General features: G+C 60.8%; 19 protein-coding genes. 10 read left to right on the top strand and 9 right to left on the bottom strand.

Annotated elements, in window-relative coordinates:
- The first annotated feature begins 12 nt into the window (after positions 1-12).
- The 9 genes from ACIPL2_RS20175 to ACIPL2_RS20135 all read left to right on the top strand — a co-directional run bounded on the left by ACIPL2_RS20175 (position 13) and on the right by ACIPL2_RS20135 (position 10104).
- On the top strand, positions 13-1788 hold the full coding sequence (locus ACIPL2_RS20175) for a PQQ-dependent methanol/ethanol family dehydrogenase (protein ID WP_401358862.1): 1776 nt from the start codon (positions 13-15) through the stop codon (positions 1786-1788).
- A gap of 248 nt (positions 1789-2036) precedes the next feature.
- A complete protein-coding gene (locus ACIPL2_RS20170) occupies positions 2037-3557 on the top strand; it encodes an aldehyde dehydrogenase family protein (RefSeq protein ID WP_401358860.1) in 1521 nt (506 codons plus the stop codon).
- 244 nt (positions 3558-3801) lie between these two features.
- Complete coding sequence (gene pqqA, locus ACIPL2_RS20165) at positions 3802-3873, top strand: pyrroloquinoline quinone precursor peptide PqqA (RefSeq protein WP_003253598.1); 72 nt, start codon at positions 3802-3804, stop codon at positions 3871-3873.
- Between the two features lie 55 nt (positions 3874-3928).
- On the top strand, positions 3929-4843 hold the full coding sequence (gene pqqB, locus ACIPL2_RS20160; protein ID WP_401358859.1) for a pyrroloquinoline quinone biosynthesis protein PqqB: 915 nt from the start codon (positions 3929-3931) through the stop codon (positions 4841-4843).
- A 119-nt stretch (positions 4844-4962) separates the two neighbouring features.
- The gene (gene pqqC / locus ACIPL2_RS20155) at positions 4963-5715 is read left to right on the top strand and encodes a pyrroloquinoline-quinone synthase PqqC (protein WP_401358857.1); all 753 of its coding nucleotides are present in this window, start codon (positions 4963-4965) and stop codon (positions 5713-5715) included.
- Between the two features lie 5 nt (positions 5716-5720).
- On the top strand, positions 5721-5984 hold the full coding sequence (gene pqqD / locus ACIPL2_RS20150) for a pyrroloquinoline quinone biosynthesis peptide chaperone PqqD (RefSeq protein WP_401358855.1): 264 nt from the start codon (positions 5721-5723) through the stop codon (positions 5982-5984).
- The gene (gene pqqE, locus ACIPL2_RS20145) at positions 5962-7104 is read left to right on the top strand and encodes a pyrroloquinoline quinone biosynthesis protein PqqE (RefSeq protein WP_401358854.1); all 1143 of its coding nucleotides are present in this window, start codon (positions 5962-5964) and stop codon (positions 7102-7104) included. The genes pqqD and pqqE overlap by 23 nt, the downstream gene beginning before the upstream one ends.
- A gap of 125 nt (positions 7105-7229) precedes the next feature.
- Positions 7230-8393, top strand: coding sequence for an alcohol dehydrogenase-like regulatory protein ErcA (gene ercA / locus ACIPL2_RS20140; RefSeq protein ID WP_401358853.1), 1164 nt, complete (start codon positions 7230-7232; stop codon positions 8391-8393).
- Positions 8377-10104 (top strand): NahK/ErcS family hybrid sensor histidine kinase/response regulator, encoded by a 1728-nt coding sequence (locus tag ACIPL2_RS20135; protein ID WP_401358852.1) that lies wholly within the window; start codon positions 8377-8379, stop codon positions 10102-10104. The genes ercA and ACIPL2_RS20135 overlap by 17 nt, the downstream gene beginning before the upstream one ends.
- Here ACIPL2_RS20135 and ACIPL2_RS20130 read toward each other — a convergent pair.
- The 6 genes from ACIPL2_RS20130 to copC all read right to left on the bottom strand — a co-directional run bounded on the left by ACIPL2_RS20130 (position 10101) and on the right by copC (position 15795).
- Positions 10101-10973, bottom strand: a complete 873-nt coding sequence (locus ACIPL2_RS20130) for an aldose 1-epimerase (protein ID WP_401358851.1) — start codon at positions 10971-10973, stop codon at positions 10101-10103. The two genes, ACIPL2_RS20135 and ACIPL2_RS20130, sit on opposite strands and share 4 nt — an antisense overlap.
- 74 nt (positions 10974-11047) lie before the next feature.
- Positions 11048-11935 (bottom strand): SMP-30/gluconolactonase/LRE family protein, encoded by an 888-nt coding sequence (locus tag ACIPL2_RS20125; protein ID WP_401358849.1) that lies wholly within the window; start codon positions 11933-11935, stop codon positions 11048-11050.
- Positions 11936-11972: 37 nt separating this feature from the next.
- Positions 11973-12791: an NAD-dependent epimerase/dehydratase family protein gene (locus ACIPL2_RS20120; protein WP_401358847.1), complete on the bottom strand. Its 819-nt coding sequence runs from the start codon at positions 12789-12791 to the stop codon at positions 11973-11975.
- 231 nt (positions 12792-13022) lie between these two features.
- The gene (locus ACIPL2_RS20115; protein ID WP_401358845.1) at positions 13023-14321 is read right to left on the bottom strand and encodes an OprD family porin; all 1299 of its coding nucleotides are present in this window, start codon (positions 14319-14321) and stop codon (positions 13023-13025) included.
- Positions 14322-14568: 247 nt separating this feature from the next.
- Positions 14569-15426, bottom strand: coding sequence for a copper homeostasis membrane protein CopD (gene copD, locus ACIPL2_RS20110; RefSeq protein WP_401358844.1), 858 nt, complete (start codon positions 15424-15426; stop codon positions 14569-14571).
- Positions 15427-15429: 3 nt separating this feature from the next.
- Positions 15430-15795, bottom strand: coding sequence for a copper homeostasis periplasmic binding protein CopC (gene copC, locus ACIPL2_RS20105; RefSeq protein ID WP_401358843.1), 366 nt, complete (start codon positions 15793-15795; stop codon positions 15430-15432).
- A gap of 138 nt (positions 15796-15933) precedes the next feature.
- On the opposite strand from copC, the gene ACIPL2_RS20100 reads away from it, so the two are divergent.
- A complete protein-coding gene (locus ACIPL2_RS20100; RefSeq protein WP_059404992.1) occupies positions 15934-16554 on the top strand; it encodes a TetR/AcrR family transcriptional regulator in 621 nt (206 codons plus the stop codon).
- 115 nt (positions 16555-16669) lie between these two features.
- Here the strand turns inward: ACIPL2_RS20100 and preA are convergent, their stop codons facing one another.
- The 3 genes from preA to hydA form a co-directional block, all read right to left on the bottom strand.
- Positions 16670-17944 carry an NAD-dependent dihydropyrimidine dehydrogenase subunit PreA gene (gene preA, locus ACIPL2_RS20095; protein WP_401358842.1) on the bottom strand — a complete coding sequence of 425 codons (1275 nt, stop codon included), beginning with the start codon at positions 17942-17944 and terminating at the stop codon, positions 16670-16672.
- Entirely contained in the window at positions 17945-19312 is a 1368-nt protein-coding gene (locus tag ACIPL2_RS20090) for an NAD(P)-dependent oxidoreductase (RefSeq protein ID WP_401358841.1), read from the bottom strand.
- Positions 19313-19466: 154 nt separating this feature from the next.
- Positions 19467-20906, bottom strand: a complete 1440-nt coding sequence (hydA, locus tag ACIPL2_RS20085) for a dihydropyrimidinase (RefSeq protein WP_401358839.1) — start codon at positions 20904-20906, stop codon at positions 19467-19469.
- Between the last annotated feature and the right edge of the window lie 549 nt (positions 20907-21455).

The raw sequence follows: 21455 nt of genomic DNA, 5'->3' as shown, positions 1-21455 counted from the left end.
GAGGTAGCCGTCATGACCCAACCCGCACGTCGCCAACCCTTCGTCTTGAGTGTGTTGCTCAGTGCCATGCTGCTGTCTGGCCAGGCATTGGCCGGCGTCACCGACCAGGACATTCTCCAGGACCCCAAGAACCCGGAGCAGATCGTCACCAACGGTCTGGGCGTCCAGGGTCAGCGCTACAGCCCGCTGGACACCCTCAACGTCGATAACGTGAAGGATTTGCGGCCCGCTTGGGCGTTCTCCTTCGGCGGTGAAAAACAGCGCGGTCAGCAAGCACAGCCGATGATCAAGGACGGCGTGATGTACATGACCGGTTCCTACTCACGGGTGTTCGCAGTCGATGCACGCACCGGCAAGAAACTCTGGCAATACGATGCGCGCCTGCCCGATGACATCCGTCCGTGCTGCGACGTGATCAACCGTGGCGTCGCCCTGTATGGCGACCTGGTGTTCTTCGGCACCCTCGACGCCAAGCTCGTGGCCCTGAACAAGGACACCGGCAAAGTCGTCTGGAGCAAGAAAGTCGCCGACCACAAAGAAGGCTATTCGATCAGTGCCGCGCCGCTGGTGATCAACGGAAAACTGATCACCGGCGTGGCCGGTGGCGAGTTCGGGGTGGTCGGCAAAATCGAAGCCTACGACCCGAAAAACGGCGACCTGCTGTGGACCCGACCTACCGTCGAAGGCCACATGGGCTACGTCTACAAGGACGGCAAAGCGGTGGAGAACGGCATCTCCGGCGGTGAAGCAGGCAAAACCTGGCCCGGCGATCTATGGAAAACCGGCGGCGCCGCGCCTTGGCTCGGCGGTTACTACGACCCGGAAACCAATCTGCTGCTGTTCGGCACCGGCAACCCGGCCCCGTGGAACTCGCACCTGCGTCCTGGCGACAACCTCTATTCCTCATCACGCCTGGCACTCAATCCGGACGACGGCACAATCAAATGGCACTTCCAGAGCACGCCTCACGACGGCTGGGACTATGACGGCGTGAACGAGCTGGTCTCGTTCAACTACACCGAAGGCGGCAAGGAAATCAAAGCCGCGGCCACCGCTGACCGCAACGGTTTCTTCTACGTGCTGGACCGCACCAACGGCAAGTTCATTCGCGGCTTCCCGTTCGTAGACAAGATCACCTGGGCTACCGGCCTGGATAAAGAGGGCCGGCCGATCTACAACGAAGCCAGCCGCCCCGGCGCGCCAGGCACCGAAGCCAAAGGCAGTTCGGTGTTCGTCGCCCCGGCGTTCCTCGGCGCGAAAAACTGGATGCCGATGGCCTACAACAAGGACACCGGGCTGTTCTATGTGCCGTCCAACGAGTGGGGCATGGACATCTGGAACGAAGGCATCGCCTACAAGAAAGGCGCGGCGTTCCTCGGTGCCGGGTTCACCATCAAACCGTTGAATGACGACTACATCGGCGTGCTGCGGGCGATCGACCCGAAAACCGGCAAGGAAGTCTGGCGCCACAAGAACTTCGCGCCGCTGTGGGGCGGGGTCCTGACCACCAAGGGCAACCTGGTGTTCACCGGCACGCCGGAAGGTTTCCTCCAGGCGTTCAACGCCAAGACCGGCGAGAAAGTCTGGGAATTCCAGACCGGCTCCGGCGTACTTGGCTCGCCTGTGACCTGGGAAATGGACGGCGAACAGTACGTCTCGGTGCTCTCCGGTTGGGGCGGTGCTGTACCGCTGTGGGGCGGCGAAGTGGCCAAGCGCATCAAGGACTTCAACCAGGGCGGCATGCTCTGGACCTTCAAACTGCCTAAAGACCTGGTTGCCAAGCACTAAAACGAAATCCACCGCGTAAACCCTGTGGGAGCGGGCTTGCTCGCGAAGGCGGTGGGTCAGTCGACATCAATGTTGCCTGATAAACCGCCTTCGCGAGCAAGCCCGCTCCCACATTTGATGTGCGCGAACCTACTACCAAATAACGAGAGTCCCCCTGCCAACGGCGCATTCGTCTGGCGCGCGGGGCTCTCTACTATCGGTTCATCGCCTGTTTGCCCGACAGGCATCGACCCAGACAGAGGCCCATCATGATCTACGCACAACCCGGAACACCTGGCGCCATCGTTTCCTTCAAACCACGCTACGGCAACTTCATCGGCGGCGAGTTCGTCCCGCCGGTCAATGGCGAGTACTTCACCAACACCTCGCCGGTGACCGGTGAAGTGATCGCCGAATTCCCACGCTCCAGCGCTGCCGACATTGACAAGGCCCTCGATGCGGCTCACGCCGCTGCTGACGCGTGGGGCAAGACCTCGGCGCAGGATCGCTCGCTAGTGCTGCTGAAAATCGCCGACCGCATCGAACAAAACCTTGAAATCCTCGCCGTCTCGGAAACCTGGGACAACGGCAAAGCCGTGCGCGAAACCCTTAACGCCGACGTGCCGCTGGCCGCTGACCATTTCCGTTACTTCGCCGGGTGCATCCGCGCGCAGGAAGGCGGCGCCGCCGAGATCAACGAGCTGACCACGGCCTATCACTTCCACGAGCCATTGGGCGTGGTCGGGCAGATCATCCCGTGGAACTTCCCGCTGCTGATGGCCGCCTGGAAACTCGCCCCGGCCCTGGCCGCCGGCAACTGCGTGGTGCTCAAGCCGGCCGAGCAAACGCCGCTGTCGATCATGGTCTTCGCCGAGCTGGTCGCCGACTTGCTGCCGCCCGGCGTGCTCAATATCGTCCAGGGCTTCGGTCGTGAAGCGGGTGAGGCACTGGCCACCAGCAAGCGCATCGCCAAGATCGCTTTCACCGGTTCCACCCCGATCGGCGCGCACATCATGAAGTGCGCTGCCGAGAACATCATTCCAAGCACCGTTGAACTGGGCGGCAAGTCGCCGAACATCTTCTTTGAAGACATCATGAACGCCGAGCCGCAGTTCATCGAGAAGGCCGCTGAAGGCCTGGTGCTGGCGTTCTTCAACCAGGGCGAAGTCTGCACCTGCCCGTCTCGGGCCCTGGTGCAAGAGTCGATCTATGACGACTTCATGAAAGTGGTGATGAAGAAAATCGTCAAGATCAAACGCGGCAACCCGCTGGACACCGAAACCATGGTCGGCGCCCAGGCGTCCGAGCAGCAATACGACAAGATTCTCTCGTACCTGAAAATTGCCCAGGAGGAGGGCGCTGAGCTGCTCACCGGCGGTGCGGCCGAGCGTTTGGAAGGCGACTTGTCGACGGGTTATTACATCCAGCCGACCCTGCTCAAGGGCCACAACAAGATGCGCGTGTTCCAGGAAGAAATCTTCGGCCCGGTGGTGGGCATCACCACCTTCAAGGACGAAGCCGAAGCCCTGGCGATTGCCAACGACAGCGAGTTCGGCCTCGGCGCCGGCCTGTGGACCCGCGACATCAACCGCGCCTACCGCATGGGTCGGGCGATCAAGGCCGGTCGTGTGTGGACCAACTGCTACCACCTGTACCCGGCCCACGCCGCGTTCGGTGGCTACAAGAAATCCGGTGTCGGCCGCGAAAACCACAAGATGATGCTCGACCATTATCAGCAGACCAAAAACCTGCTGGTGAGCTACGACATCAACCCGATGGGGTTCTTCTAACACGCCACTAGAACACCGCAAAACCCTGTGGGAGCGGGCTTGCTCGCGAAGGCGGCGTCACATTCAGCACATGGGTTGAGTGACAGACCGCTTTCGCGAGCAAGCCCGCTCCCACATTGGTTTTGTGTGTAACCCCCCTACCAACGCACGCCGCCACTTCGTTCGAAAGTAGCATTCGGCCGTCCGGCGCCTCGTGCATTAATGGCTTTACCGGAATCGCCCGGCACAAGAAGAGGATTGACCCATGTGGACTAAACCCGCGTTTACCGACCTGCGTATTGGCTTCGAAGTGACGATGTATTTCGCCAACCGCTGATTGTTCACCCGGCCAGCCGTTGCGTTGGCCGGGCCTGCCTTCTGGAGCATCGCCCATGCACATCCGCGTTCTCGGTTCCGCCGCTGGCGGTGGTTTCCCGCAGTGGAACTGCAACTGCCAACATTGCGCCGCGATGCGCAACGGCAGCCTGCGCGCGCAACGGCGCACGCAGTCGTCGATTGCCCTGAGCGACGAGGGTGTGGAGTGGGTGCTGTGCAACGCTTCACCGGACATCCGCGCGCAACTCGAGAGTTTCGCGCCCCTGCAACCGGCCCGCCAATTGCGCGATACCGCGATTGCCGGCGTCGTCCTGCTGGACAGCCAGATCGACCATTGCACCGGCCTGTTGAGCCTGCGCGAAGGTTGCCCGCATCACGTCTGGTGCACCGAGCGCGTCCATCAAGACCTGAGCAGCGGTTTCCCGCTGTTCACCATGCTCAAGCACTGGAACGGTGGCTTGCAGTGGCAACCCATCAGCCTGGACCGCGAGCCGTTCAGCATCGCCGCGTGCGCACACCTGCAATTTCGCGCGATCCCCTTGCTGAGCAACGCACCGCCGTACTCGCCCAATCGTGGCAATCCGCAGCCGGGCGACACCATTGGTTTGTTTATCGAGGACCTGCGCAGCGGCGCCTCGGTGTTTTATGCGCCGGGCTTGGGGCAAGTCGACGATGAAGTCCTGAGCTGGATGCAGCGCGCCGATTGCCTGTTGCTGGACGGCACGCTGTGGCGTGACGACGAAATGCGCGTGTGCGAAGTCGGCCAGAGCCTGGGCCGTGAAATGGGGCACCTGTCGCAAAGCGGCCCCGGCGGCATGCTTGAGGTGCTGGAGGATTTTCCGCGCCAGCGCAAGGTGCTGATCCACATCAACAACACCAACCCGATCCTGGATGAAGATTCGGCGGAGCGCGCGTTGTTGGAGCGGCGGGGGATTGAAGTGGCCTACGACGGCATGAGTATTGTGCTGTAGCGGATGGCCTCTTCGCGGGCAAGCCTCGCTCCTACAGATTTTGTGTCGTGCCTTGTAGGAGCGAGGCTTGCCCGCGAAGGCGCCAGACCAGACACCGCAGAGCTTCCAGGAGCACCGCAATGACCAAACCACCGATGACCCCCAGCGAATTCGAAGCCGCCCTGCGTGCGAAAGGCGCCTACTACCACATCCATCATCCCTTCCACCAAGCCATGTACGCCGGCCGTGCCACCCGCGAGCAGATTCAAGGCTGGGTCGCCAATCGCTTCTACTACCAGGTCAACATCCCGCTGAAAGACGCCGCCATCCTCGCCAACTGCCCGGACCGCGATGTGCGCCGGGAATGGCTGCAACGGATCCTCGACCACGACGGCGTGCCCGGCAGCGAAGGCGGGATCGAAGCCTGGCTGCGGCTGGGCGAAGCCGTAGGGCTGGATCGCGAACAAATCCTCTCCCAGGAGCTGGTGTTGCCCGGCGTGCGTTTCGCCGTGGACGCCTACGTCAATTTCGCCCGTCGCGCCTGCTGGCAAGAGGCGGCCAGCAGCTCCCTGACCGAACTGTTCGCCCCACAGATCCACCAATCCCGGCTCGACGCCTGGCCGAGCCATTACCCGTGGATCGACGTCGCCGGTTACGACTATTTCCGTACTCGCCTGAGTCAGGCACGGCGGGATGTGGAGCACGGCTTGCGCATCACCCTCACGCATTACGTCACGCTCGAAGGCCAGCAACGCATGCTGGAAATTCTCCAGTTCAAGCTCGACGTGCTGTGGAGCATGCTCGACGCGATGAGCATGGCCTACGAACTGGATCGTCCGCCGTATCACACCGTCACTCGTGAGAACGTCTGGCACCGGGGGATTGCTTTGTGAGCCTGATGAATCGCCAAAAAACACCGACCTTGCGCCAGGGTTTCCGTCTGCAATGGGAACCCCGTCAGGACTGTCACGTGCTGCTGTACCCCGAAGGCATGATCAAACTCAACGCCAGTGCCGGGAAGGTGCTCGATCTGGTGGACGGTCAACGCAGCGTCGCGGCGATCATCGATCTGTTGTCCGCGTGCTTTCCCGGCGAGCCGGACATTGACCTGGACGTGCTGGCGTTTCTGGAGGTGGCCCATGCTCAATACTGGATCGAATGACTCGCGTCCGGGGCCGCCGTTGTGGCTGTTGGCGGAGCTGACCTATCGCTGCCCGTTGCAATGCCCGTACTGTTCCAATCCGCTGGACTTTGCCCAATCAGGCGAAGAGTTGAGCACCGAAGAATGGATTCGCGTATTCCGCGAGGCCCGGGACATGGGCGCGGCGCAACTGGGCTTTTCCGGTGGCGAGCCGTTGGTGCGCCAGGACCTGGCCGAGCTGATCAAAGCCGCGCGGGACATGGGTTACTACACCAACCTGATCACCTCGGGCATCGGCCTGACCGAGCAGAAAGTCCGCGACTTCAAGGTCGCCGGGCTGGACCATATCCAGATCAGCTTCCAGGCCGCTGACGAAGCGGTGAACAACATGCTCGCCGGCTCGCGCAAGGCCTTCGCGCAGAAACTGGCCATGGCCCGGGCAGTGAAAGCCCAGGGTTACCCGATGGTGCTGAACTTCGTCACCCATCGGCACAACATCGACCAGATCGACCGGATCATCGACCTGTGCCTGGAACTGGAAGCGGATTTTGTTGAATTGGCCACGTGTCAGTTCTACGGCTGGGCCGAGCTCAACCGCGTCGGCCTGTTGCCGACCCGCGATCAATTGCAGCGTGCCGAGCGCATCACCAACGAATACCGCGAGCGGCTTGAGGCTCAGGGCCACCCGTGCAAGCTGATTTTCGTCACCCCGGACTACTACGAAGAACGCCCCAAGACCTGCATGAACGGCTGGGCCAACCTGTTTCTCGACATCACCCCGGACGGCACCGCGTTGCCTTGCCACAGCGCCCGGCAGTTGCCGGTGCAGTTTCCCAACGTGCGCGAGCACAGCATCGAACACATCTGGACCGACTCGTTTGGCTTTAACCGGTTTCGCGGCGATGACTGGATGAAAGAGCCGTGCCGTTCCTGCGAAGAAAAGCACAAGGATCTGGGCGGCTGTCGCTGCCAGGCGTTCATGCTCACCGGCGATGCCGAAAATGCTGATCCGGTGTGCAGCAAGTCGCCGCACCATGGGGTGATCCTCAAGGCCCGCGAAGAGGCTGATGCGCCGGGGCAGGGCATGGAACACCTGACGTTGCGCAATGAAAAGGCTTCTAGGCTGATCTATCGCGGATGAACTGTGCCCGCTCCCACATTTTGATCTGCGGTGAGCCAACCTGCTGTCCTTTGGTCTGATTGCATTCGCAGCCGGATGCTTTAGTGTGGGTTCTACCTTTCAAAACAATAAAAACAGGCTTTCCAATGAGCCAGAATCTCAGCCAGCTGCGTAAATTCGTTTCGCCTGAAATCATCTTCGGTGCCGGTTGCCGGCACAATGTCGGCAACTACGCCAAGACCTTTGGTGCCCGCAAGGTGCTGGTCGTCAGCGATCCCGGGGTGATTGCCGCCGGGTGGGTCGCCGATGTCGAGGCCAGCCTGCAAGCCCTGGGCATCGATTACTTCCTGTACAGCGCCGTTTCGCCCAACCCTCGGGTCGAAGAAGTGATGCTCGGCGCTGATCTGTACCGGGAAAACCACTGCGATGTGATCGTCGCCGTCGGTGGCGGCAGCCCGATGGATTGCGGCAAAGGCATCGGCATCGTCGTCGCCCACGGCCGGAGCATCCTCGAGTTCGAAGGCGTGGACACTATCCGCGTGCCCAGCCCGCCACTGATCCTGATTCCGACCACCGCCGGCACCTCGGCCGACGTCTCGCAATTCGTGATCATCTCCAACCAGCAAGAACGCATGAAATTCTCCATCGTCAGTAAGGCTGTGGTTCCGGATGTGTCGCTGATCGACCCGGAAACCACCTTGAGCATGGACCCGTTCCTGTCGGCCTGTACCGGCATCGACGCGTTGGTGCACGCCATCGAAGCCTTTGTTTCCACTGGCCACGGGCCGTTGACCGATCCCCATGCGCTGGAAGCCATGCGCTTGATCAACGGCAACCTGGTGCAGATGATCGCCAACCCGAACGACATCGCCCTGCGCGAAAAAATCATGCTCGGCAGCATGCAGGCCGGGCTGGCGTTCTCCAACGCGATCCTCGGCGCGGTGCACGCGATGTCCCACAGCCTCGGCGGCTTCCTCGATTTGCCCCATGGTCTGTGCAACGCGGTGCTGGTGGAGCACGTGGTGGCGTTCAACTACAACTCGGCACCTGATCGCTTCAAGGTGATCGCCGAGACGTTCGGCATCGATTGCCGTGGCCTCAATCACCGGCAGATCTGCGGGCGCCTGGTCGAACACCTGATTGCCCTGAAACACGCGATCGGCTTCCATGAAACCCTCGGTTTGCACGGGGTCAGCACGGCGGACATTCCGTTCCTGTCACAACACGCCATGCACGACCCGTGCATCCTGACCAACCCGCGTGAATCCAGTCAGCGTGATGTCGAGGTCGTCTATGGCGAAGCCCTCTGACGAACAGCAACGGGCGCTGGCCGGGCTACTCGGATTAGGCAGCCATTCGGCGCGCAAGAGCCATTACCCGGAACTGGCCGCGCGCCTCGATGAGCTGGAAGCCGAGCGCAATCGCTACAAGTGGCTGTTCGAAAACGCAGTGCATGGAATCTTCCAGGCCAGCCTGCTCGAAGGCATGCGCGCCGCCAACCCGGCGTTGGCGCGCATGCTCGGTTATCAAGACCCGCAAGAGGTGCTGTTTTCCCTGGCGGACCTGGCGAGCAACCTGTTTGTCGGCGGTGCAAAAGAGCTGGAAAATATCGGCGAAATGCTCAGGCACCAGGGCAGCCTGCACGGCTATGAAACCCAACTGCGGCGCAAGGACGGTAGCAACCTCGACGTGTTGATGAACCTGTTGCTCAAGCCTGATCAGGAAGGGCTGGTGGAGGGGTTTGTCGCCGACATCACCGAACGCAAACTCGCCCAGCAACGCTTGCAGCAACTCAATGACGAACTGGAGCAACGCGTCACCGCGCGCACCGACGAGTTGCTGGAAGCCAACCGCAACCTGCAACAGCAGATCACCCAGCGTAAACAGATCGCCCAGGCCTTGCGCGATGCCCGTGACGCCGCCGAAGCCGCCAATCGCAGCAAGGACAAATACCTCGCCGCTGCCAGCCACGATCTGTTGCAACCGCTCAACGCCGCACGTTTGCTGATCTCGACCCTGCGCGAGCGCAAACTGCCCGACGTTGAACAGGTGCTGGTGGAGCGCACGCACCAGGCGCTGGAAGGCGCCGAGGATTTACTCACCGATTTGCTGGATATTTCCCGGCTTGATCAAGCGGCGGTGAAACCGGACATTGCCTTGTATCGCCTCGACGAACTGCTCGGGCCGTTGGTCTCGGAGTTTCAGTCGGTGGCCGAAGCCGCAGGCTTGAACCTGCGAGTGCACATGGGCGACTACGCCATCAGCACCGACTTGCGCCTGATGACGCGCATCCTGCGCAACTTCCTCAGCAACGCCTGCCGCTACACCGACGAGGGCAGCATTCTGCTGGGTGCCCGGCGCCGAGGGGAAATGCTGCGCCTGGAAGTCTGGGACACCGGACGCGGGATCGCAGCGGATCGACTGGATTCGATCTTTCTCGAATTCAATCAGCTGGACGTTGGCCGCGCCTCCGACCGCAAAGGCGTCGGCCTGGGGCTGGCTATCGTCGAGCGCATCGCGAAGATTCTCGGCTATACAATCCGCGTGCAGTCGCGGCCGGGACGCGGGTCGATGTTCAGCATCGAGGTGCCGATATCCCATGAGATTCCGTTGCCCATCAGCCAGGCTGCGCCGCTGCCGGGCACGGGCAATCCGCTGCCGGGCCGGCGTTTGCTGGTGCTGGACAACGAAGTGAGCATTCTCGACAGCATGAGCGCGCTGCTCGGGCAGTGGGGCTGCGAAGTGGTGATCGCCACCGATGAGTTCTCGGCGCTGGCCGCCTTGCAGGGGCGCGCGCCAGAGCTGATTCTGGCGGACTATCACCTTGATCACGGGGTGGTGGGCTGTGATGTGGTGCGGCATTTGCGCGAGCATTTCAGCCAGAGGATTCCAGCGGTCATCATCACGGCCGATCGCACCGACCAATGTCGGCGCTCGCTGCAAAGACTCGAAGCACCGCTGCTGAACAAACCGGTGAAACCCGGCAAGTTACGCGCGGTGCTGAGTCAGATGCTGGGTTAAGCCAGTTCGCGGTATTGCAGACTGAAACCCAATTCAGCCGACTGGCCTTGCTCCAGCAAGCGCAACCCCGGCCGCCCCGGCAGGTGGTGCGCGTTAACCGGGTGACTCACCGGCTCGATGCAGAAAAACCCCAGGTCCACCGGGCAGTACAGCAGGTAATAATCGCTGCCGGTGGCCTGGCATTCCAGTTCATAGCCCAGGTCGGGCTGCTGGATCAGGCAACGGCCGTCCCAGTGGCAGAAACCGTTGTCGACCAGTGTCGCGGGCAACGCGGTGGTTTGCTGGAAGTCCCATTCAGCGGGCAGGGCGCTGAGTTGTGTCGGCAGTTTTGACGCGTCACACAACCAGACCTGCTCGGCCTGAGCCTGCAGCCGCGTGTTGGCTCTACGCGGAAAATAAGGGTGCAAACCGAGCCCATGCCACGCCGCGCGATCGGCCAAATGGGTGACCTGCAACTCGATGCTCAATCGACCTTCACGCAGATGGAAGCGTTGCCGGGCGCGATAGGCAAACGGCGTTGTGCTGTCGAGTTGCAGCACGATTTCATCACGGGTTTGCGACACCACCTGCCACGCCTGTTGCCAGGCGCTGCCGTGAATCGGCAGCGGATCGGTCAGGCTGTTTGGCGTCAGTGCCAGCCAGCCATCGGGGCAGTCAAAACCCCCTTCGGCAATGCGGTTCGACCACGGCACCAAAGGAAAGCAGCCGAGCTTGCCTGGCAACCCGGTGTTCAGCGCATGAGCGTCACTGTGGCGCAACAGCGGCTGACCGGTGCTGCGTACCGTCCAGTTGACGATGCTCGCACCGAGTTCCGGGGCGAGGGTGAGGCGGGTGAATTCGTCTTCGAGGTTCAGCAATGTTGGCGTCATTCAATTGAACTCTAATGTGATAACACCGCTGCTCCTTGTAGCAGCCTTCGGCAGCTGCTACACGGGGATCTGGTTCATCCCTTGAACTGCGGCTCTGGCAAGCCTTTGACACCCGGATTAAGCGCGAACACGCCACCCGCCAGCGACTGTTCGTCGTGGTCGTCACCGGGGCGGATCGAGGTCACGAACAGCGTGTCCAGTCGGCTGCCACCAAAGGCGCACATGGTCGGCTTTTTCACCGGCACCGCGAGGGATCGGTCCAATCGGCCATCCGGGGTAAAGCGGTGAATCAACCCGGCATCGTTGGCGCAGATCCAGTAGCAGCCTTCGGCATCCACGGCGGCGCCATCGGGGCGGCCGGGGAACAGATTCATGTCGACAAACAGTCGGCGGTTGGAAGGCGTGCCGCTGTCGAGGTCGTAATCAAAAGCCCAGATCTGCTGGGCCAACGGATGGGAATCAGACACATACATCGTGCGCCCGTCCGGGCTGAAACCCAGGCCATTGGGCACGATGAATCCGTTGAGCTGAGCGTCAATCGGTCCGCGTTGACCGGCGCTGTAGCGATACAGCGTGCCTTTGGCCGCGTTGGCGCCCATGTTCAGCACCATGCTGCCGGCCCAGAAACGCCCCTGACGATCACAACGACCGTCGTTCAAACGCATGTCAGGGCGGGCGTGATCAACGCGGGCCAGCAGTTCGCTGTCGAGGCTGCCATCGTTGTGCGTGTGGAGATGGAAGAACCCGCTTTCCATCCCCGCCACCCAGCCACCGTCACGATGGCGGGTGATGCAGGCGAGCATTTCCGGCGCGGTCCAGGCGTGGACATGACCGCTGTCGGCACTCCAGCGCTGAAGTCCGCCGGCAGGAATATCGACCCAGTACAGGGCGTTTTCCTCGGGGACCCAGACCGGGCACTCACCGACCGCATTACGAGCATCGACAATCAATTCGGCTTGCATGCAACGCATTCCCTTGGGGTCAAGTGAAGGAAGAGGTTCAGTCGCCGAACGGGCCAGACGCAACAAACGCGCCACCCTGGTAAACCATCGCCGGGTCATCGGCGGCGGGCATCGGTTGGGCTTCGACTTTATCGCGGAACACTTCGGAATTGTCCTGCGGTTTGTAACCCAGGCCGGCGGCAAAGCGGTTATCCCACCAGACGTGCTTGTTATCGGACACGCCGTAGACCACGGTGTGGCCGACGTTCGGGGCGTACAACGCGCATTCGAGCAGCTGGGTCAGGTCACCGAAGCTCAGCCAGGTGCTCATCATCCGGCGGTTTTGCGGTTCCGGGAACGAGGAGCCGATACGCACGCTGACGGTCTCGATGCCGTAGCGATCGAAGTAGAAACTCGCCACGTCTTCGCCGTAGGACTTGGACAAACCGTAGTAGCTGTCCGGGCGGCGCGGCGAGTGGGCGTCGATGACTTCGTTCTGTTTATAGAAGCCGATCACGTGGTTGGAGCTGGCGAAAATCACGCGTTTCACGCCATGCCGGCGCGCGGCTTCATAGATGTGGAACACGCCGCAGATGTTGGCGCCGAGGATATCTTCGAACGAATGCTCCGTCGACACGCCGCCGAAGTGCAGGATCGCGTCGACGCCTTCGACCAGTTGATGCACGGCTTGCTTGTCCGCGAGGTCGCAGATCACGACTTCTTCGTGATGATCCTGGGCCGGGGCGATGTCGGCGATGTCGGACAGGCGAATCACGTTGGCATAAGGCCGCAGGGTTTCGCGCAGGACTTTGCCAAGGCCACCGGCGGCACCGGTCAGCAGCAGGCGATTAAAAGGGGCTGGAGGAGTAGTGATCATGGAAGTCCCTGAAACGCAGTTATTGTTAATTGTTGTAAGTTGTCGTACGACTAAAGTGAAGTATCCTAAGCCTGTCCGGTGCTTGTCAACGCGTCATCACTTGAAATTGACGAAGGGTCCGCCAACCCCCGCAATCCCTGTAGGAGCGAGGCTTGCCCGCGAAAGCGGTGTGTCAGACAAGCAGCCTTCGCGGGCAAGCCTCGCTCCTACAGGTGGGCAGGCTCAGGTGCCTTACAACAGGGAGATCGGGTAGTTGATGATGATGCGGTTTTCGTCGAATTCGTTGGTGCTGAAGTCCTTGCGAATGCTCGCGTTGCGCCATTTCACGTTGAGGTTTTTCAACGGACCGCTCTGTACGGTATAGGCCAGTTCCGATTCGCGGCCCCATTCCTTGCCGTCGGTGATGGTGCCGGTGTGCACGTTATCACCGCTGATGTAGCGGTTCATCATGGTCAGGCCGGGAATGCCCAGCACGACAAAGTTGTAGTCGTGGCGCAGCTGCCAGGATTTTTCCTTGGCGTTGTCGTAGCTGGAGTTGTAGCTGTCGTTGGCCAGGGTGCCGCCGCTGGTGCCGTTGACCCGCATCCAGAGATCGTCGCCGGTGAGTTTTTGCAGGCCGACAAAGAAGGTGCTGCCGCCGTATTTGGCCGAGAGCATGGCGAACGCGGTTTTGTTGTCGAGGTCGCCCGCCAGGGCGCTGCCGTCTTCCTTGCCGATGAAGTAGCCGAGGTTGGCGCCGAGGGTCCAGTCGCCCATCGGCTGGCTGTGGCTCAGGTTGAAATACTGCTGCTGATAGATGTCGCTGAGTTCCGCGTACCAGACACCGACCTGGGTGCGCTTGTCGTTGAACGTGTATTCACCGCCGCCGAAGTTGAAACGGTCCGAGGTGAAGGCGGCCGATTTGCCGTTCATGAACATGTCTTCCATGCTCGCATCGTTGCGCGGACTGTTCTGGCGGAACTGGCCGCCGTAGAGCGTCAGGCCACTGATCTCGGTCGAGGTCACCTGGCCACCGCTGAAGGTCTGCGGCAGGGAGCGGCCGTCGTCCGAGCGCAGGATCGGCAGCACCGGCATCCATTCGCCGACCTTGAATTCGGTTTTCGAGATTTTGCCTTTCAGCGCCACGCCCAGGCGACCGAAATTGTCGGCAGGGCGGCCATCGTCATGGATCGGCAGCAAGCTAGTGCCGCCCGTGCCTTTGCCGCCGTCGAGCTTCTGCGAGTACAGCCCCAGCACATCCACGCCAAAGCCGACCGGGCCTTGGGTGAACCCGGATTTGGCGTCGAGGATGAAGTTTTGCGTCCACTCTTCAGCCTTGCCCTGGGGATAGGCCGGGTTGGTGAAGTTGCGGTTGATGTAGAAGTTGCGCAGGCCCAGCGTGGCTTTGGCGTCATCGACAAACCCTTCGGCGTTGCCGGTCATGGGCACGGCAAGTGCCAGGCTGCTGAAGCCAATCAAGCTCAGGGTATAACGGCGAGCGAAGGATGGACGAGGGGTGCTGGCGGAGAAATGACGGACGAGCTTGCTCAAAGTAACGCTCCCTTGAATCTTGTTGTTTTTATTTTTGTTATACGTCGTCGTACAACATGGCGGCGATTATTTGCGAGGGGTTCAGGGATTGTCAATCAGAAGTTGTACGATGACTCGACGGGATTTTGTGGGATGGCGAAGAACCCTGTGGGAGCGGGCTTGCTCGCGAATGCAATCTTACATTCAAGATTGATGTTGGCTGATACACCGCTTTCGCGAGCAAGCTTTGCTCCTACAGGGGCGTGTTTTAGCTGGAGATCATCGGTGGCAGGGTGCCGAGCAGGGACACCGCCGCCACGGCACCCATTCCCAGCAACCATTCCACGATCACGCTGGCACGTAACGTGGTGAGGCGTTGATTGCAGTCGTTGAGCCGCAGTCGGTTGAACAGCGCGAGCCCGAGCATCCCGGCGACCAGCACCACCTTGATCAACAGAATCAAGGCGAACCCGGACAGCAACGGCGTCGGCCAGAACGCCCCGGTGAGCACCCGCACATTGATCAAACCGGTCAGCACCAGTCCCGCCACCAACACGTAGCCAACCCCGCTGAAGCGTCGCAGGATTGCGCCGACGGTATGGCCCGCCGGTTGCCGAAGAATCATCACCAACAGCATCAAGCCACCGAGCCAGGCACCGACGCAGGTCAGGTGGATGATTTGATTGAGGATCAGCAAATGACCGCTGAGGCCGTCGAGCATGGCGCCGTGACCGACCGGGGCGAGGGTTGCCAGCAGCAAACTGGCCAAGCCAATCCGCAACGTCTGGTTCGAACGCAACGGCGTCATCAGCAACGCCACCAACACAACATTGAGCAGCAAATGCCAGCCCCAGACCTGGCCGAAAAACGTGTTGCGCAACACCAGGCGCAAGGTCGGCAGATCGAATGCCGCGCTCCAGGTACCGGCCATGCTGGCGGTGATCAGCAGCAACCAACCGATGCCGCTGAGCAAAGCCACCGCCGCCAGCCATCGACTCACGCGCGCCAGAGGCCCATCGAGCGCCGTCTCCCGGCCCAACAGCAGCGGCTTGAACACCCAGGCCCCGAACAGCATCAACACCACGGTGAAATGCAGGAAGCGGCACAGCACCATCGCGTCTGTCATGAATTATTGGCCAACCTTGAAGCGGTAGGCGCCTTCGCTTTTGTGGGTGTCGACCGACACGGCATGCCACTCGACTTTATAGGTGCCCGCCGCCAACGGTGCGGCTGGCGTCACGATCAGAGTCTTCTTGTCGCTGCCTTCGGTGGCCAGGCTTTTCACCGGCACATCGGCACCGTCCTTGCTGATCGTGACTTTGGTAAAGGTCGCTTCAACGCCTTCGGAAAACACCAACCGCAGGTCCGGCGGCGCGCTCACGGTGCTGTCGGCGGCCGGCGTCTGTTCTTTCAGATGGGCGTGGGCAAACACCGACGAAGCGACGAGCAGCGAGCCGAGCAGGGCGGCGGCGGTGAGGGTTTTCTTGAGCAGCATCGTGGATACCTCAGAGGCAGGTTCAAAGTGCCGTCAGTTTAGCGGCGAGAAGCGCTGTGTACGAAGTTTCGTTTTCCCCTGTCGCCGCGATGTAGAGCGGATGCTAGTCTTGATCAACGTTGGTGTCAGGGAGCCCTCATGGGCAATCACAAGATCGAGATTCGTCGCAGTAACGTCGAGAAAATTCTGCTGGGGGCTGAAAAGGTCTTCGCCGAAAAAGGTTTCGGCAGCACTGCCATGGCCGATATCGCCGCCGAAGTGCAACTGCCGCGCTCCAACCTGCATTACTACTTCAGCACCAAGACCGAGCTGTACAGCGCCGTGCTGTTTGACTTGCTGGAAGTCTGGAAGCAGGACGCGCTGTGCTTCGAGATGTTCGACGACCCGCGCGTGGTACTCAGCAGCTACATCCGCGCCAAGATGAACCACTCCCGCAGCCGGCCTTACGGCTCGAAAGTCTGGGCCAACGAAATCATCCACGGCGCGCCGACCCTGGGTGAGAAACTCGACGTCAGCCTGTACGACTGGGCCAAGATGAAAGAAGCGAAAATTCGCCAGTGGGTGGACGACAAACGCATCCTGCCGGTGGAGCCTTCCAGCCTGCTGTACATGATCTGGGCCTCGACCCAGCATTACGCCGACTTTGATCATCAGGTGAATATCCTGAACGATCATCAGCCGTTGTCGGACATGCAATTTGAGCGGGCGGTGCAGACGGTGACCAGTGTGATTTTGCGCGGGATCGGGTTGGAGCCTTGAGGTTTGCGGTGTAGCGACGGGCCTCTTCGCGGGCAAGCCTCGCTCCTACAGGTTTATGCGATCCCAGTAGGAGCGAGGCTTGCCCGCGAAGGCGTCAGCCCAAACAACACATCATTCAGACGGTTACATGGTACGGATTCCTCGGATCATGATTCCAATCCAGAAACGGCTTGCCGTTGTCCATCGGCACCATCTCGATGCAATCCTGCACCGGGCACGTAATCTGGCACAGGTTGCAGCCCACGCATTCCTCATCAATCACTTCATACTTGCGCGTCCCGTCCGCCTGCTTGAGGCTGGCAACCGCCTGGTGCGAGGTGTCTTCGCAAGCGATGTGACAGCGACCGCAACCGATGCAGACTTCCTGATCAATCTTGGCAATCACTTGATAATTGATGTCCAAGTACTTCCAGTCCGTGGTGTTGCCCACCGCACGCCCGGAAAAGTCCGAAATACGGGCGTAGCCCTGACTGTCCATCCAGCGTGACAAGCCGTCCTTCATCTCCTCGACAATCCGGAAACCGTGCAGCATCGCCGCCGTGCACACCTGCACCGAGCCGCTGCCCAGCGCGATGAATTCCGCCGCATCACGCCAACTGCCGATACCGCCAATGCCGGAGATCGGCAGGCCTTGGGTCTGCGGGTCGCGGGCGATTTCGGCGACCATGTTCAGCGCAATCGGCTTCACCGCCGACCCGCAGTAGCCGCCATGGGTGCTCTGGCTGCCGACGGCGGGATTGGCGACCATGCGCTCCAGGTTGACGCTGGTAATCGAGTTGATGGTATTGATCAGCGACACCGCATCGGCGCCGCCACGATGGGCTGCACGGGCAGCGACGCGAATGTCGGTGATGTTCGGCGTGAGCTTGACGATCACCGGCAGCGAGCAATAGGTCTTGCACCAGCGGGTGACTTGCTCGACGTACTCCGGCACCTGACCGACCGCCGCGCCCATGCCGCGTTCCGGCATGCCGTGCGGGCAACCGAAGTTCAGCTCGATGCCGTCGGCACCGGTGGCTTCCACCAGCGGCAGAATGAATTTCCAGGATTCTTCGACGCAGGGCACCATCAGCGACACGATGAGTGCGCGGTCCGGCCAGTCCTTTTTGACCTGGGTGATTTCCCGCAGGTTGATCTCCAGCGAGCGGTCGGTGATCAGCTCGATGTTGTTGAAGCCCACCACCTCGCGGTTGGCACCGAAGTGCGCTGAGTAACGCGACGACACGTTGACCGCCGCCGGGTCTTCACCCAGGGTTTTCCAGACCACGCCACCCCAACCGGCCTCGAAGGCGCGAACCACGTTGTAGGCTTTGTCGGTAGGCGGCGCGGAGGCCAGCCAGAATGGATTGGGGGCTTTGATGCCGGCAAAGACAATCGAGAGATCGGCCATTTACGCAGCCTCCACGTTGAGCATGAGTTGGGCGTTGATGGCTTCGGCCGCCAGTTTGCCGTGCTGCACCGCTTGCACGGTGAGGTCCTGATCGAGGCTGGTGCAGTCGCCGCCGGCGTACACGCCGGGGATGCTGGTGCGCAGCTGTTCGTCCACCAGGATTCGATCGCCCGAACGCTTGAGTTCACGGGCCAGCGGATCGGCGAGGGCGCTGCCATCGAAGGCCTGGCCGATGGCTTTGAAGATCGCATCGGCGGCCAGCTCGAAGGTTTCGCCGGTGGTTTGCAAGCGACCTTCTACCAGGTGCGTGCGGGCGAAACGCATGCCGCGCACCTGACCGTTGTCATCGAGCAATACTTCATCGGGTTGCGCCCAGGTCAACAGTCGCACCTGATTGGCCTTGGCGATGTCCTGTTCGTGGCCGGTGGCGCCCATGTCCTCGACACCGCGGCGGTACACCAGGTTGACGTCGTGAGCCCCGAGACGCGCCATTTGCACGGCCATGTCGATGGCCGTGTTGCCTGCACCGAGGACGATGCAATGGTCCGCGAGAGGGAGCTGGGTCAGGTCATCGGCCTGACGCAGTTCGCGGATGTAATCGGTGGCGGCGAGCAGGCCGGGTGCCTCTTCCTGAGCCAGGCCCAGTTGTTTGCTGGCGGCCAGGCCGAGGCCGAGGAACACCGCGTCGAATTGCTGGTGCAGGTCGCTGAGGGTCAGGTTTTCCCCGAGCTTGTGGCCGTGGCGGATTTCGATCCCGCCGATCTCCAGCAGAAATTCCAGTTCCTTTTGTGCGTAGTCATCCACCAGTTTGTACTTGGCGATCCCGTATTCATTCAGGCCGCCAGCCTTTTCCCTGGCCTCGAAAATCACCACGTCATGGCCGTGCATGGCGCTGCGGTGCGCGCAGGACAGCCCGGCAGGCCCGGCGCCGACCACGGCGATGCGCTTGCCGGTGGCGGCGGCTCGCTGGAAGGGGTGTTCGCTGAAGTGCGCGTTGTCCACGGCATAGCGTTGCAACAGGCCGATCAGCACCGGTGCGCACTCATGGTCGTTGTTGCGCACGCAGGCTTGCTGGCACAGGATTTCCGTCGGGCAGACCCGGGCGCAACTGCCGCCGAGGATGTTGGCCGAGAGGATTTTCTGTGCCGCGCCTTGAACGTTTTCCTGATGGATATTGCGGATGAACGAAGGAATGTCGATGTCGCTCGGGCAGGCGTTCACGCACGGCGCGTCGTAGCAATACAGGCAGCGCGAGGCTTCCAGATGCGCCTGACGGTCGTTGAGTGGCGGCGCGAGATCGGTGAAATGGCCGGCGAGGGTGGCCGCATTCTCATAGGGATGCGGGAGGTGGGTCAGGGTCTTGATCACGGTGTTGGCCTCACGGTTATTGAGGTACTGCCTCTGATGGGCATTGGTTTTTGTGTTGCCTGGGCCGGCCTCTTCGCGAGCAAGCCCGCTCCCACAGGGGAATGCATTTCAAATGTGGGAGCGGGCTTGCTCGCGAAGGCCGAAGGCCTCGATTTCAGCGTTTCACTGCCACAGGCTTATTCAACTCCGCCCGCTTGCTCAGCAAATCAAACACCGCCGGGTACGCCGGCCGTTCGACATACCGCCCGGCACCCCGCTCGGCGCGCAGGTCGCCATCGGCCCAGACCACACGACCCTGACTGACGGTATGACTGGGCACGCCACGCACGGTCTTGCCTTCAAAGATGTTGAAGTCGACTTGCTGGTGATGTGTCTTCGCCGAAATCGTCCGCGTGCCCTCCGGGTCCCACAGCACCAGATCGGCATCGGCACCGACGCGGATCGCGCCTTTGCGCGGGTAGAGGTTGAAGATCTTCGCGGTGTTGGTGGAGGTCAGCGCCACAAAGTGCTGCATCGACAAACGCCCGCTGTTCACCCCTTCATCCCACAACACCGCCATGCGGTCTTCGATCCCGGCGGTGCCATTGGGGATCTTGCTGAAATCGTCCTTGCCGGCGGCTTTTTGCTCGGCGCAGAAACAGCAGTGGTCGGTGGCGGTGGTGTGCAGGTTGCCCGATTGCAGCCCGTGCCAAAGCGCTTCCTGATGACCGCGCGGACGGAAGGGCGGGCTCATCACGTAACCGGCGGCGGTCTGCCAGTCCGGGTGTTGATAGACGCTGTCGTCCAGCAGCAGGTGCCCGGCCAGCACCTCGCCGTAGACTTGTTGGCCCTTGCTGCGGGCGTAAGTGATTTCGTCGAGGGCTTCCTTGGTCGAGACATGCACCAGGTACAGTGGCGTGCCCAGGGTTTCGGCGATACGGATCGCCCGGCTCGCGGCTTCGCCCTCAACCTGCGAGGGCCGCGACAGCGGATGCGCTTCCGGGCCGGTCATGCCCTGGGCCATCAACTTGCGTTGCAGGTGATACACCAACTCACCGTTTTCCGCGTGCACAGTGGGCACGGCGCCAAGCTCCAGGCAACGTTCGAAACTCGCCACGAGCGTGTCATCGGCGGCCATGATCGCGTTCTTGTACGCCATGAAATGCTTGAAACTGTTGACCCCGTGATGGCTCACAAGCTCAGCCATTTCCTCACGAACCTGTTCGCTCCACCAGGTGATGGCGACGTGGAAACCGTAATCCGACGCCGACTTCTCGGCCCAGCCACGCCACTGGTGAAACGCTTCCATCAGCGATTGCTGCGGATTGGGAATCACGAAGTCGATGATCGACGTCGTGCCACCGGCCAGTCCCGCCGCCGTGCCACTGAAAAAATCTTCGCTGGCCACGGTGCCCATGAAGGGCAGTTGCATGTGCGTGTGCGGATCGATGCCGCCGGGCATCAGGTATTGGCCGCTGCCGTCGAGCACTTCGGCACCCGCCGGAATATCAAGGTTTTCACCGATGGCTTTGATCACACCGTCGGCACAATAGACGTCGGCGCGATAACTTTCATCGTGGGTAATAACGGTGGCGCCACGGATCAACAGAGACATTCCGAGTTCCTCGCAGGCAATGACCGACTTGTGTCGGTTCTAACTGTTTTATATGAAGCCAGTGCAAACAGGTGTATTCCTGTCAGTGCTGTCAAGAATAGACGCTAGCTGTAGATTGTGGATTGAGCAAGAATATTTTTTATAAGCTTATATCTGTTTTAACTAATTGATAATTAACGATTAAAACTACGAATCACCAAAATGGTGAGCCTAATCACCATTTTGACGCACTTGACAGGTTCCAGAAATAGACGAGATTTCCTATGTGAAATCAGCTGTTTGAGAATGGTCTATGGTTGATGCGCAACTTTGAAAAAAAGTCGCCTGCACCAGATTGAGTCCTGACGGTATGCACAACTTGCCCGGCATTCGGCCTGAGTGAACAGGCAAGCACCGAGGACTTAGTGGCGATACACATAAAACTGATAAACATCAGTTGGTTATAAAGTTTTTATGGAACTGCCCGATGCGCAAACGGGGTGCCCGGCACGCTTATTGATGTCGTGAGCCCCTGATGAGCAAAAAATAATTCAAAGAACAGTGGAGCGG

The organism is Pseudomonas sp. NPDC086251 (assembly GCF_044746405.1).
In the GTDB taxonomy this organism is placed as follows: domain Bacteria; phylum Pseudomonadota; class Gammaproteobacteria; order Pseudomonadales; family Pseudomonadaceae; genus Aquipseudomonas.
The sequence above is the reverse complement of the archived record's forward strand: the minus strand, read 5'-3'. Positions and strand labels throughout refer to the sequence as shown.

What these genes read in the sequence shown, in the direction of transcription:
- copC (WP_401358843.1), bottom strand. Translation starts at nt 15,795, where the DNA reads ATGCTGCTCAAGAAAACCCTCACCGCCGCCGCCCTGCTCGGCTCGCTG.
- preA (WP_401358842.1), bottom strand. Translation starts at nt 17,944, where the DNA reads ATGGCCGATCTCTCGATTGTCTTTGCCGGCATCAAAGCCCCCAATCCA.
- ACIPL2_RS20120 (WP_401358847.1), bottom strand. Translation starts at nt 12,791, where the DNA reads ATGATCACTACTCCTCCAGCCCCTTTTAATCGCCTGCTGCTGACCGGT.
- pqqB (WP_401358859.1), top strand. Translation starts at nt 3,929, where the DNA reads ATGCACATCCGCGTTCTCGGTTCCGCCGCTGGCGGTGGTTTCCCGCAG.
- ACIPL2_RS20175 (WP_401358862.1), top strand. Translation starts at nt 13, where the DNA reads ATGACCCAACCCGCACGTCGCCAACCCTTCGTCTTGAGTGTGTTGCTC.
- hydA (WP_401358839.1), bottom strand. Translation starts at nt 20,906, where the DNA reads ATGTCTCTGTTGATCCGTGGCGCCACCGTTATTACCCACGATGAAAGT.
- pqqD (WP_401358855.1), top strand. Translation starts at nt 5,721, where the DNA reads ATGAATCGCCAAAAAACACCGACCTTGCGCCAGGGTTTCCGTCTGCAA.
- ACIPL2_RS20125 (WP_401358849.1), bottom strand. Translation starts at nt 11,935, where the DNA reads ATGCAAGCCGAATTGATTGTCGATGCTCGTAATGCGGTCGGTGAGTGC.
- ACIPL2_RS20130 (WP_401358851.1), bottom strand. Translation starts at nt 10,973, where the DNA reads ATGACGCCAACATTGCTGAACCTCGAAGACGAATTCACCCGCCTCACC.
- pqqC (WP_401358857.1), top strand. Translation starts at nt 4,963, where the DNA reads ATGACCAAACCACCGATGACCCCCAGCGAATTCGAAGCCGCCCTGCGT.
- ercA (WP_401358853.1), top strand. Translation starts at nt 7,230, where the DNA reads ATGAGCCAGAATCTCAGCCAGCTGCGTAAATTCGTTTCGCCTGAAATC.
- ACIPL2_RS20135 (WP_401358852.1), top strand. Translation starts at nt 8,377, where the DNA reads ATGGCGAAGCCCTCTGACGAACAGCAACGGGCGCTGGCCGGGCTACTC.
- pqqE (WP_401358854.1), top strand. Translation starts at nt 5,962, where the DNA reads ATGCTCAATACTGGATCGAATGACTCGCGTCCGGGGCCGCCGTTGTGG.
- ACIPL2_RS20100 (WP_059404992.1), top strand. Translation starts at nt 15,934, where the DNA reads ATGGGCAATCACAAGATCGAGATTCGTCGCAGTAACGTCGAGAAAATT.
- ACIPL2_RS20170 (WP_401358860.1), top strand. Translation starts at nt 2,037, where the DNA reads ATGATCTACGCACAACCCGGAACACCTGGCGCCATCGTTTCCTTCAAA.
- copD (WP_401358844.1), bottom strand. Translation starts at nt 15,426, where the DNA reads ATGACAGACGCGATGGTGCTGTGCCGCTTCCTGCATTTCACCGTGGTG.